General features: G+C 38.9%; 9 protein-coding genes. All 9 read right to left on the bottom strand.

Annotated elements, in window-relative coordinates; translation table 11 throughout:
- Positions 1–38: 38 nt before the first annotated feature.
- The 9 genes from ABFX33_RS03885 to ABFX33_RS03845 all read right to left on the bottom strand — a co-directional run bounded on the left by ABFX33_RS03885 (position 39) and on the right by ABFX33_RS03845 (position 12,410).
- Positions 39–404, bottom strand: a complete 366-nt coding sequence (locus ABFX33_RS03885) for a VOC family protein (RefSeq protein ID WP_257089464.1) — start codon at positions 402–404, stop codon at positions 39–41.
- A 186-nt stretch (positions 405–590) separates the two neighbouring features.
- Positions 591–1,469, bottom strand: a complete 879-nt coding sequence (locus tag ABFX33_RS03880; RefSeq protein ID WP_346084393.1) for a DMT family transporter — start codon at positions 1,467–1,469, stop codon at positions 591–593.
- 385 nt (positions 1,470–1,854) lie between these two features.
- On the bottom strand, positions 1,855–3,276 hold the full coding sequence (locus ABFX33_RS03875) for an efflux transporter outer membrane subunit (RefSeq protein WP_346084391.1): 1,422 nt from the start codon (positions 3,274–3,276) through the stop codon (positions 1,855–1,857).
- Position 3,277: 1 nt separating this feature from the next.
- Complete coding sequence (locus tag ABFX33_RS03870) at positions 3,278–6,427, bottom strand: efflux RND transporter permease subunit (protein WP_346084390.1); 3,150 nt, start codon at positions 6,425–6,427, stop codon at positions 3,278–3,280.
- A gap of 35 nt (positions 6,428–6,462) precedes the next feature.
- The gene (locus ABFX33_RS03865) at positions 6,463–7,572 is read right to left on the bottom strand and encodes an efflux RND transporter periplasmic adaptor subunit (protein ID WP_346084389.1); all 1,110 of its coding nucleotides are present in this window, start codon (positions 7,570–7,572) and stop codon (positions 6,463–6,465) included.
- 230 nt (positions 7,573–7,802) lie between these two features.
- On the bottom strand, positions 7,803–8,564 hold the full coding sequence (locus ABFX33_RS03860; protein WP_346084388.1) for a LytR/AlgR family response regulator transcription factor: 762 nt from the start codon (positions 8,562–8,564) through the stop codon (positions 7,803–7,805).
- Positions 8,561–9,667, bottom strand: a complete 1,107-nt coding sequence (locus tag ABFX33_RS03855; RefSeq protein ID WP_120258270.1) for a sensor histidine kinase — start codon at positions 9,665–9,667, stop codon at positions 8,561–8,563. Before ABFX33_RS03855 ends, ABFX33_RS03860 begins: the two co-directional genes overlap by 4 nt.
- Before the next feature lie 526 nt (positions 9,668–10,193).
- Complete coding sequence (locus tag ABFX33_RS03850; RefSeq protein WP_346084387.1) at positions 10,194–10,676, bottom strand: DUF4822 domain-containing protein; 483 nt, start codon at positions 10,674–10,676, stop codon at positions 10,194–10,196.
- Positions 10,677–10,982: 306 nt separating this feature from the next.
- Positions 10,983–12,410 carry a TolC family protein gene (locus ABFX33_RS03845; protein WP_346084385.1) on the bottom strand — a complete coding sequence of 476 codons (1,428 nt, stop codon included), beginning with the start codon at positions 12,408–12,410 and terminating at the stop codon, positions 10,983–10,985.
- Positions 12,411–12,434 lie beyond the last annotated feature (24 nt).

Here is a 12,434-nt window from a genome sequence, read left to right as displayed (position 1 = left end):
TGTTCGCTTCGATGGGGCCTATTCTATTATGATAGGGATTATTCTGTTGCCCATACGGCCAATTCATAACCATCGAGGTCTTTGAATTGAAATCGTTTACCACCAGGAAAGCTAAAGATATCTTTAACGATGGTGCCACCTGCACGGACGACTTTATCACGTGTGGATAGCAAATCATTCGAATAAAGGACAACCAAAATGCTACCGTTTACCGGTGTGCCGACTGTAAATCCTCCATCCACATATTTGCCATCAAAGGCTGTATACTCAGGGCCGTAATCCGTAAAGTTCCAATCAAAACTTGCTGAATAGAATTTTTTAGCTCGCTCAAGATCGCTAGATATAAATTCAAGGTATTGAATTTGTTCGTGGACAAGTTTATTGTCTGAAGAAGAATTGCTCATGATATTGTTTAATTGATATTGTCATTTATTGGAGGAATCTACCTGAATTTCCAACATCAAGTGGATGCCCGATGTTATGTAAATATAGGATTTTCTCCGAACAGAATTTAGGCTTCTTTGTTTGAATTAACATCATTTAATCCGATAGCAATCACACTATATTACTCAAAAGCCATTTTTTATGTACTAATTTTCTGATTTTTCCTTTTTTCTACTGATGAGCGCCTGTATAAGCACAGAAAGCATAACCAGGGAAAGCCCGATGTAAAATGAAAGATTGAGCTCTTTGGATTCATTGAAGAATAAAAATGCAATCAGGATGGCATATACAGGTTCTAGATTGAGACTTAAATTGAGTGTAAAGGCAGAAATTTTCTTTAAAATTTCTGTGAAGGCAAGGTATACAGCCACGGTACAGCACAGCGACAAAATTAGGAGGTAAATGAGATCCATTGTATTGGGGATAAAAGACGATATCGGATAATAATAAAGATAAAAGGGGAGGATCAACCCAAGACCGACACTTCCACCAATCATTTGATAATAGTTGATGATTATACTGCTGTGTCGCTTGACCAGACGTTCGTTATAAATTGCATAAAGCGAAGCAAAAGCCGGTGAAATGATCCCGAAAATAATGCCCATTTGATGTGCTGTATCAAAATGAAATATTAAAGCTATGCCACAAAGCGTTAGTCCACTCAGAAAAAACTCTGAACTTTTAAATCTCGTTTTGTTAATGATAGGAGCAAAGATTGCGGTAAAGAAACTTGCCATACAGTAACAAACTACCCCGATTGAAATATTGGAGTATTTGATACTGGCATAGAAAAGTAACCAGGAGGCGGTAATCAATAAACCATTTTTTGCAATCGCTAATTTTTCACGTAAGCTGATTTCATTGGTTACTTTTGACCATTTTGCAATAAAAAAAAGGAAAATGGCCGAAAAAAATACACGATACCAGGTTAGCATACCTTCATTGAGACTGATGACTTTGCCCAATACTCCGGATATGCCCAAACATACCACAGCAAGATGTAGTATGAAATATGAATGTTTCATAAAATATTGTCTTCCAGCTCTATCTTTGAAAAGACAGATACTATTGTTATAAAATTTGATTGAGAATATAAAACATGGGGAATCAGCCGATTATTCGGTGCCATGCTTTATTAATATTTAAAAAAATATTAAGCGATTGGAGGAGGAAGACAGCTTGTTCTGTTCATAACATTCTATTTCTTACCCGAAGATAATAAAATCCAGTGGTTTAATTCAAATAATTGTAGCGAATATCAGTATTAATTAAAGGAAATTGTGTTTTATATGATGACTAAAAGCGCATAAAAAAGGGCTAAACTTTCGTTAGCCCTCTTAATTAAACTATTATGATCCTGAATATCGCTCAAGAATTGAGCGAACCTGGGTCAGTATACGCGATGATTTATTACTCGGTGTCGCTTCCTCCTCCCAATGCACGGTATAGATCCACCACGGCATTAAGTTTTTCCCGTTTAATGCTAATCTGTTCGAGATCATTTTGTAACGCGTTGTTTTGCGCAGTAATGACTTCTAAATAATTTGCCATGCCACTTTTGTATAATAGGGCAGCGTCTGAAGTTGCTTTGGCCAATGAGTTGGATTTAGCTTCAATCAGCTGAAGTCTCCGGTCGCTATGCTTTATTTTTGCTAAAGCATCCGATACCTCCGAAACTGCGAGCATAACAGACTGTTTAAATTGTACCGCCAATTTTTCCCGTTCGATTATCGAAATCTCATAGTTCGTTTTTAACGCACCTTTTTGAAAGATCGGTTGGGTGATATTTCCTGCTATTGTTTTCACAATGGACCCCGGAAGATCAAACCAGCGATTGAATTGAAAAGAGTTTGTGCCGATCGAAGGAGTTAAACTTATCGAAGGATACATCGCTGCTTTGGCCAATCCTATTCTACTGTTAGCTGCAACAACAGCATACTCGGCCGCTTTGACATCAGGTCTCCGGCTAAGCAGTTCGGCTGGAACTCCCGTTGCCAATGTCCCACCGACAACAGTTGCATCAAGACCTTCGGAACGCTGGATTTTATCGGGGAAGCCACCACATAGTATACTTATGGCATTTTCTTCAATAGCAATATTCTGGTCTGCCAGTGGAATCAGCAATTCGGCAGTTTTCTTTTGTGCTTCGGCCTGTTCTACAGCTAATGAACTCACGAGCGAGGAATTGTATTGCAGACGTATCATACTTAATGTACTGTCACTAAGTTGTACATTTTTTTGTGCAATCTTTAACTGTTCGTCCAATGCGATCAGATTGTAGTAAGATTGGATAACCTGAACTATAATACGGGTTTTCAACGCAGATAAATTCTCCTTCTGTCCAAAGAAGTTTGCTAATGCTTCTTCTTTCTGCATCTTTGCCTTTCCCCAGATGTCTACCTCCCAAGAAAGTCGGAGTGTGGCGTTATAGTCATCCATATAAGGTGTCCCAATAAATTGATCGCTGAGCGATCCATTCAGGGAATTGGTAGATAACCAGGTTCTATTTGCTCCTACGTTTAGATCAAGTGTTGGTAAAAGGCCCTTTTTTGATTGTTTATAGGAGAGCTCCAGCTGCTGCATACTCAAAAGTGCTACACTAACGTCTGTGTTTTTGATCAGTGCTTTTTCAATAAGCGCAGTCAAATTAGGATCTTTCACAAACTTCCGCCACGATAATGCCAGTGTATCTGAGGTCAGGACAATTTCGTTATTTCTGAAGTTGTCCGGTAACTCCATGTCTTGACGTGTATATTTTTTGCCCACACTGCACGAAGCGAGAAGTAGGGAAGTACCTGCTAAAATAGTAATATAGTGATGAAATTTTTTCATTTTAATCGTTTGTCTTGTCCACGAGTTTTTTTCTTGAAACCTTCTCCTGTAAATATTGAAACACCAGATACAATAATGGTATAACGATCACCCCAAGGATCACCCCGCTTAACATACCCATAGCTGCCCCAGTACTAATAGAGTGATTACCTGTTGCTGTTCCTCCAGTAGCAAACATCAGCGGGATCATACCCGCTATAAAGGCTAATGAAGTCATTAAAATTGGGCGAAGACGTGCTTTGGCACCTTCCAGGGCTGAATCAATGAGTGAAGAACCCGCCCGTCTACGCTGCAATGCAAACTCAACGATCAGGATCGCATTCTTCGCCAAAAGACCAATCAACATGATCAATCCGACTTGAACGTATATATTATTGTCCAGACCGATAGCACGTGTTCCCAAGAATGATCCTATAATCCCTGTCGGGATCGATAACAGCACCGCCAGTGGCAACAGGTAGCTCTCATACTGTGCGGAAAGTAAGAAGTAGACGAACAATAAGCTCAATGTCAAAATGATCATCGTCTGATTGCCAGAAGATTTTTCTTCCAAACTAAGTCCTGTCCATTCGTAACTATAGTCTCCTGGCAATTTGTTCAGCACATTTTTCTCCAGTGTTTCCATAATAGCACCATTACTGATACCTGGATTACTAACGACGTTAATGGTAAGCGAATTATACAAGTTGTAACGTGTCACGGACTCTGGTCCATAGACTTTGCGAAGTGTTACCAATGTATTTACCGGTAGCATTTCCCCTTTGTTGTTCTTGACAAATATTTCATTGAATGCGTCCTTATCTGTTCTAAAAATTCCGTCCGCTTTTACAGCGATACGGTAGAACTTACCAAAGCGATTGAAATTCAATGACTGGTCGCCTGCAAAATACGTCTGAACAGACGAAAGCATTTCACTGACATCTACACCAAGCTGAGCCGCTTTATCTTCGTCAACTTCCAATTCCATTTGTGGATAATCTGCTCTAAACATGGTATAGGCAAATTGTACACCTGGTTGTTGCATAATCTTGGCAATAACAGAATCGGACATTGCTTTAAGCTCTACCGGAGATTTTCCGGCTCTGTCTTGTAGTACAAGTTCGGCACCGTTCATCATACCATAACCATCAACAGGAGGGGAGCGGAAAGCCATCGCATTACCTTCTTTAACCGTAGTTAGCTTTTGAGAAATCACCTGATGAATCTGATCAATATCATTCATTTCGCCACGTTTCTTCTTATCCTTTAAACGGATGAACCCTGTTGCATAAGCTGCACTGGAGTTGTTACCAATCATATTGAAACCCGTGATACTCGTGTGGCTTTCAATAGAAGGTAAGTCAGCCAATAGTTTCTCTATTTTTCCTACAGCTTTTGTTGTCCGATCGAGACCGGTACCCGGAGGCATCTCCAAACTGTACACGACAAAGTTATCATCTTCCATAGGGACAAAGCTTTTTGACGTACTGGTCATGAGATATCCTGCAGCGCCTATTGTAGCGATAATTAATAACGCTGCTAACCATTTTTTCTTAACAAGAAATTTCAGCGAGCCAACGTATCGATTTGTCATGTTTTCAAAACCAGCATTAAAGGCTTTGAAAAAGCGTTGTGAGAATCCTGTTTTTTGAGTTCGCCCATCATGATTTTCGGCATGTGTGTTTTTCAGTAACAAGGCACAAAGAGCCGGCGTCAACGTCAATGCATTGATCGCTGAAATCACAATAGCGATAACCAGTGTATAGGCAAATTGTTTGTAAAACATTCCCGATGAACCGGTCATAAAACCGATAGGAATAAACACTGCACACATGACCAATGTAATCGAGATGACCGCACCGGTTATTTCACTCATGGCACTGTGTGTGGCCTCATTACCGGTCATGGTTGATGTTTCCATCTTGCCATGGACAGCTTCGACGACGACAATGGCATCATCAACCACAATACCGATGGCCAGTACCAAGGCGAAAAGGGTTAATATATTGATGGTAAACCCAAACACCAGTAAGAAAAAGAATGTACCTACGATGGCTACTGGTACTGCGATCGCCGGAATAATGGTCGATCGGATATCCTGTAGGAATAAGAAAACAACCAAAAAGACCAAAATGAACGCTTCAATTAATGTTGAACGGACTTGAGCGGTACTCTCATCCAGACGCTCTTTGGTACTGATCAGTTTAAATATCTTGATTCCAGGAGGAAATGAGCGTTGCGCTATTTCGATCTGTTTATCGATACCGATTTCAATTTCGTTGGCATTGGAACCAGAAGTCTGGAAAATACCAATAGTAACGGTATTTAGACCATTGTTTTGCGAATTACCATTATAACTAATTGAACCGAATTCTATCCGGGCAACATCTTTCAACCTAACGATCTGAACATCATTATTTTTAACAATAATGTTTTCATACTGTTCCGGAAGATTCTTTTTCCCTTTATATCGAATCACATATTCCAATGGTGCCTTTGATTCTTCACCTAGTTTTCCGGGTGCGGACTCCAGACTTTGCTTGGAAATGGCAGCGATGACTTCTTGGGGTACAAGATCATAACTCGCCATTTTCTGAGGATTCAACCAAACGCGCATAGAGTAATCTTTCGAACCAAATACCATAGCCTGACCTACACCCGGAACACGTTTGATCTGTGGAATTAGGTTGATATTCACATAGTTCTGTAGGAATAGTTCGTCATATTTTTTGTTATCTACTGTATAGATATTAAAAATCATGATCATACTATTCTGTTGTTTGGAGGTCGTCAATCCCATTCGCACAACTTCCTGTGGCAGGATCGGTGTTGCCTGTTGCACCCTGTTCTGCACGTTTACGGCCGCTTGATCTGGATTTACACCAGCCTTAAAGACAATACGTACAGAGAATGTACCATCGTTACTTGCCGTTGAGGTAATGTATTCCATGTCCTCAACGCCATTGATCTGCTCCTCCAGCGGTGTAACAACTGACCGCAATACGGTCTCACTATTACCCCCGGGGTAGCTTCCCGTAACTTGGACTGTAGGTGGAGCGATATCGGGAAACCGTGTCTGCGGTAGCCTTAAAAGACCAATTATCCCGAGTATGACAAATATGATAGATATAACAGTTGCCAAAACTGGCCTGTCAATAAATTTCTTCAGCATTTTATTTTAATTTTAGATAAATCTAATACAGGCTTTTATTTTTTAGTAGGTTGAACCTGCATTCCGTCATTAAGCATATCAATTCTATTCATTACGATTTTTTCGCCCGCTGTCAGACCTGATTTAAGTAGATACTCATTGGCCGTATTTCCGGCAATTTCGATCTGCTTCATGGCAATTTTGTTTTTGTCTCCAATAACATAGACAAAATAGCGATCCTGAATGTCTTTAACAGCTGCCATAGGGACTAACAATACATTATCATGAGCCTTTTTTAAGACAACTTTGGCTGAACCGCCAGAACGAAGTATCTTGTCTGGGTTGGCGAAAACAGCCTTTAGTATCATACTACCGGTCGTTCTATCGATATTACCACTGGCCATTTCTACTTTTCCAGGGTGATTATACGCTGTGCCGTCAGCGAGAATCAATGTTGCTTGTTGATTGCTTGATTGCGTATTATGATCTTTCATAAAGCTGATAAAATCAGCCTCGCTCAACGAAAAATAAACGTTCACGGTATTGATTTCAGACAATGTTGTTAATGGCATTGCGTCAGCTGCAGTGATCAGATTTCCAATACGATTGGGAATCCGTCCAATGTAGCCACTTACGGGGGCATTGATTAATGTAAATCTTGCATTGATCTGCGAGGAACCTAAAGCGGCTTGTGCTTGGGCAACCTGCGCTTTTGCCGCAGCGTAGTTCGCTTCTGCAGTTTTAAGCTGAAGGTCGGTATACACTTTACCTTCTACGAGTGGTTTGATTTTTTCAATTTCCAGTTTCGCATTTTGTTCCGCAGATAATGCCGCTTGATAGGCTGCTCTGCTATTATTTACCTGTTCATTGTATACATCACCTTTTATTTTGAAAAGGGCTTGGCCTTTTGTGACATAATCCCCTTCTTTCACATAGATTTGCTCCAGGTAACCTGTTACCTGAGCTTTTACATCAACATTGACGGCGCCCTCCAAGGTACCGGGGTATTTTTTTTCCGTCTCCGCTTGTGCGGGGGATAATTCGATAAAGTCAACAGTAACTGCCTGCTCTTGCGGTTGTTCTTGGCTGCCTCCACAGGACGATAATAGTGTAGCTGCTGTAATAAATGTAAGGATAGGTTTTAAAGTCATCGTTCTTAGTGCCATTTTATCATTTTATTTAAAGCAAAAGAAAGAATTCTTTTAAGGGATATAATAAGGAAATCTACCGAGACGTAACAATTGCTTACTGAAACGTAGCTATAATGCGCTGAATTTTGATATTATTTAATCAAAACAGGTCTTTTTTGTCGTTTTCCTTAGAAAGACGCTACCTAAACACCTGACGGCACTTCGTTGATTGTACCCAAAAATTTCGAGATAAGAACTACTGTATACTAATAGTCCAACCAGTTTTTTAGGAGCTGGGCTTTTTCCCGACTGACAAGGATTTCGACATCTTCGCTATGTTTGATTTCGATTTTAAGTTTGCCATTAAAATGATTATGTAATCTCTTTATTGCATCTATATGCACTATAAATTGTCGATTGGCACGGAAAAAAACTTTGGGATTTAATTGTTGCTCCAGTTCTTCTAAGGTTTGCGGTACAATTTCGACGGTACCACATTTCAGCTTGGCATGTGTTAATTTAAACTCTGAGTAAAAATATTGAATGTCTTCCACCAGTATTGTTTTATAACCGTCTTTGTAGGGCAGGAGAAACCGGGTTCTGAAATCTTTGGGATAGATAAAATCCAATAGGCCTTGGATCGGATCCTGACTCATCTGTTGAAGTTGAAGACTGTCTAATTTGACCAATGCGTTTTCTAATTCTTTTTTTTCTACAGGTTTTAGGAGATAGTCTATACTGTTGAATTTAAAGGCTCTGACGGCATATTCATCAAAGGCTGTCGTAAAGATAATGGGGCAGTCAATTTTAATGCTTTCCAGGATCTCGAAACTTAGACCATCAGAAAGACGGATATCCATCATGACCAAATCCGGAGACTTATTACTTTGAAACCAAGTGATGCTGTCGGCAATATTATCCAAGACATCGAGTATCTGTATTGATGGCTTTATTTCCTTCAATAGTCGTTTTAGACGATCAGCATTCAATTTTTCATCTTCAATAATCAATACGTTGGTTATACTCATGAGTTTTGTTCTATAAGTGGTAGATTAACTTTGAATGTCTTTCCATTGTTCAAGATCTCTGGTTGCAGATTTGACAATAGATCATATCTTTTAATGATATTCGAAATACCTATTCCCGATGACTCTGATACATTTTCTATTGGTATCAAAATATTTTCGACAACTAACTGGTTATGTGCATTGGTGTATACCTTAATTTTTAACGAACGTTTTTTATTGGTTTGATTGTGCTTTAGTGCATTTTCGACCAAAAGCTGTAAGGTGAGTGGCGGTAGTTGATAATTGGATTTTGCAGGATCTACATTTATTTCAAAATGAACTCCTTCTCCAAATCTATTTTTTATTAAGAAAATATAGGAATCTAAGAAATTGAGTTCCTCTTCAAGAGAAATAACATCTTTTTTTGAATTCACCAATAGGTAACGGTATATTTTGGAGAAATTTTCGGCATATTCATAACCAAGTTGCTGATCCTCTAAAATTATTTCGGATAATACGCTCAAATTGTTGAAAACGAAATGCGGGTCAATCTGTAGCTTCAGTGATTGAAGTTCTGTTTCGAGAATAACTTGCCCCAGTTTGGCGGCACGTATAGATTCATTCTTCCAGTTGTTGATCAGATGGATACCAATGTTAATCCCCATAATCATTAAAGCGATCATAACACTGATGGAGATATTTTGTATGGCGCCTCTTTTTTCTTCTAAGGATGTTGCAATGGTGAGGTTTTGTAGCTCATAATAATAACGGGAAATAATGTAAACTAGTAATAAATTGATAAGAAGAACCACGATGAGGTTAATGACGGTTTCAATCAGAAGCCTTTCTGTTGGATTGTCTTTCCATGTTAAGATACGATCCAATTTATTATGGACAATAATACTGAACTCTGAAATAAGGAAACTGTAAATAATGGTAAAGGTCCATTCTCCTAATATTTCAAACATATTTCGTTGAAAATAGCCATTCCAGCAACTAGAAAATGGATCTATAATATAGGCAACAAGATAGATGAGAAAAAAAGAGAGTAGGGTAAATAATAACCTTTTCTTGTTTGTACTGATTAGATTTTTCTCATTTTTATAGATAGTCTTATCCTGCATTCGTTTTACTTGTATATAGCTATTAAATCACTACAAATTTCGCAATTCGTTTAAGGATTGGATCACAAATTTATTCTGAAACGTACAAAGAGCAAGCTGAAATATCACTTTGGTATACCCCAGCCGTATATTGCTTCAATCTTCTGATCCCTGTCCTTAGTATATAATATAAGGAATTCTCTTCTGTTTTACAATTAAAATAAAGGTATTTCATCCATTATTTTCTTAAACTGACTGCCATCAAAATTAATATATTTTATGGCAGCGCTATTTCATTTAAATTGTGGCCGGATTATTTCCTCTGTAAATGAAAATGTATGTGGACATTGTCTATAATCTCGATATGTGAGTTTTCGGTTACCACGCTATTGAAGATTTTAACGATTTTCTCGATTGATATTGAAATAATCTAAAAAAAGTGTTGGGCGTTTCACTGAAAAAAATAAGGATTGACAAAGTTTCATTTTGTCAATCCTTATGGTTTAAGAGGTATTATGCCCCTGTATAATCAAATATTCCCTATTGATTATTTCGGTTCTTTGTGTGTAGTTGGTGTATGGATAATATCGAAATAAACGGTTTTATTGTCGTTGTTTGGATAGATCCGGTAGGTAAATTCCTTTTTTGTTAATACCGTTATATCAACTACACGTGTGAAAAGTGTTTCTCCTGCTGCATTTTTAGCAACGATAGTCCGTGTTTTACCATCTGCTGGAACAGACCAGTCTCCACGCATTTTGGGAGAGTCATCAAGATTGAACATGGTAAAGGTACCATCGGATTTGAAATAGGCAAAACCTACAAAATTTGAGACATTGGCATCTGTCAATACCACATTTTCACCTTTGTTATTTTTGGCGCTTGTTGTTTCCCAAGCGGTACTAGCCAATACTTCGCTCGGTGTAAGCTGAGGCTCTGGTGTAACTTCATCATCCTTACTGCAGCTCGCGATCAGTAATGTACAAATGGTAATATAACATACCCATGCAATCTTTTTTAAATCTTTCATAATCATTAAATTTATTGTTTCACAAAAGTAATTACATTATAACTGTTGCATTTGTTCCTTTTATTCCAAGGTTTGAAGGATTTATAACGATGACTTTAATGACAGGCACGATCTTCTAAAAAGGGCCCCTACTTTATTGTTTTGATGCTTAAAGGGGGCTTAGTAAGAGTAAGAGTAGGAGAAGTGCAATGAGGGGGGAGTGATCATTGTTTAAGGTTGTTGCTATAAAATAAGACAGGAGACCCTCGCGGTCCCCTGTCTCCCAGATATGTGATATAAAATTAGAAAAATTGCAAATTTTTTAGATTAGTTATTACTCCATCCACCACCTAAGGAGCGATACAGATCTACGACAGCCGAAAGTTCCGCTTTCTTCACTTGAGCCAACTCAAGTTCACTTTGCAATATATTGCTTTGTGCGGTGATTACCTCCAGATAAGTTGCCATACCAGTTTCAAAGAGAAGGTTGGCATGTTTTGTAGCCTCTTTTAAACGAGTCGTTCTATCCAAAGTAATCTGTTGTTTTTCCTTCAATTTTTGGATTGAAATCAGGGCATCGGAAACTTCTCCGGCAGCCGAAATGACTTTTTGCTTGAAAATCATAACATTCTTCTCTTGTTCTATACGGGCAAGCTCATATTGCGTTTTCAGCTCTCTACGCTGAAAAATAGGTTGTGTAATACTACCTGTGATTGCACCAAATAAAGATGCAGGCAGATTAAACCAATTACTTGCTTTAAATGCATTGACACCTGCTTCAGCACTAATGACCAGCGAAGGATACATTCTTGCTTTAGCAGCTTTTTGATAGGCCTGAGAAGCAGTGACAGCAAGCTCTGCCTGTTTCACATCAGGGCGATGGCTTAATAAATCTGCCGGTACTCCTGTCGCCAGATCTTCAGGAAAACGAACGTTGACCAATTGTTCCGGTGTTTTGATTTCCGCTGGGAGTTTACCACTGAGAATTTGGATCGCATTCTCCTGAAGATGGATCTGTTGTTCGAAATCAGGGATAAGCGCAGCAGCGGATAGACGTTGCGCATCGACTTGTTCCAAAGCAAGCAATGTAATATCACCAACTTCATATTGTTGCTTGACAATACGGAGCGTGGTATCGCTCAACTGTAAATTTTGCTGTGCGATATCCCGTAATTGATAAAGCATCAAAAGTTGATAATAACCTTGCGCCACTTGGGCAATCAATTGGGTTTGTATCACTTTTTTTGCTTCTTCAGTTTGCAGGTAAGAAGCCAACGCCGCCGCATTTTGATTCTTGATTTTCCCCCATAGATCAGCCTCCCAGGATAAACCAATGGATGCTGTATAGTCTTCGACGTGATGCTGTTTTAGAAATTGATTCAAGCTCAATCCGTTCATGCTATTATTGGAAGGATTGGTACTATTTCCTCTAACCTGCAACTGTGCTGTGGGCAGATAGCCCGCTTTTGCTTGTTTCAAGCTCAGTTGAGACGACTCTATATTTTTCAGTGCCAATTGCATATCCAGATTATGCTGGATTGCACTGTCGATCAAGCTTTGTAAAACAGGATCTTTAAAGAAATCACGCCATGGAATAGAACCGATATTGTTTTCTTGTGTTGCTTTTCCCTGATCACGGTATTGCTCAGGCAGATTTGGTGCAAGATGTTTATTGCTAACCAGTTTATCTGTTTTACAAGACCACGCGACAAAAGATAAGATGAAAACCGTCAGTAGCTTTACTTTTCTATTCATATATTTCGATGTTGTCATTGTTTA

Origin of the sequence: Sphingobacterium ginsenosidimutans (genome assembly GCF_039536865.1) — a bacterium.
Taxonomy (GTDB): Bacteria; Bacteroidota; Bacteroidia; order Sphingobacteriales; family Sphingobacteriaceae; genus Sphingobacterium; species Sphingobacterium detergens.
This window is presented reverse-complemented; position numbering and strand designations above follow the sequence as displayed.

Bases quoted from the DNA above. Each gene is read 5' to 3' on its own strand.
- ABFX33_RS03885 (WP_257089464.1), bottom strand. From the start codon at position 404: ATGAGCAATTCTTCTTCAGACAATAAACTTGTCCACGAACAAATTCAA.
- ABFX33_RS03880 (WP_346084393.1), bottom strand. From the start codon at position 1,469: ATGAAACATTCATATTTCATACTACATCTTGCTGTGGTATGTTTGGGC.
- ABFX33_RS03875 (WP_346084391.1), bottom strand. From the start codon at position 3,276: ATGAAAAAATTTCATCACTATATTACTATTTTAGCAGGTACTTCCCTA.
- ABFX33_RS03870 (WP_346084390.1), bottom strand. From the start codon at position 6,427: ATGCTGAAGAAATTTATTGACAGGCCAGTTTTGGCAACTGTTATATCT.
- ABFX33_RS03865 (WP_346084389.1), bottom strand. From the start codon at position 7,572: ATGGCACTAAGAACGATGACTTTAAAACCTATCCTTACATTTATTACA.
- ABFX33_RS03860 (WP_346084388.1), bottom strand. From the start codon at position 8,564: ATGAGTATAACCAACGTATTGATTATTGAAGATGAAAAATTGAATGCT.
- ABFX33_RS03855 (WP_120258270.1), bottom strand. From the start codon at position 9,667: ATGCAGGATAAGACTATCTATAAAAATGAGAAAAATCTAATCAGTACA.
- ABFX33_RS03850 (WP_346084387.1), bottom strand. From the start codon at position 10,676: ATGAAAGATTTAAAAAAGATTGCATGGGTATGTTATATTACCATTTGT.
- ABFX33_RS03845 (WP_346084385.1), bottom strand. From the start codon at position 12,410: ATGAATAGAAAAGTAAAGCTACTGACGGTTTTCATCTTATCTTTTGTC.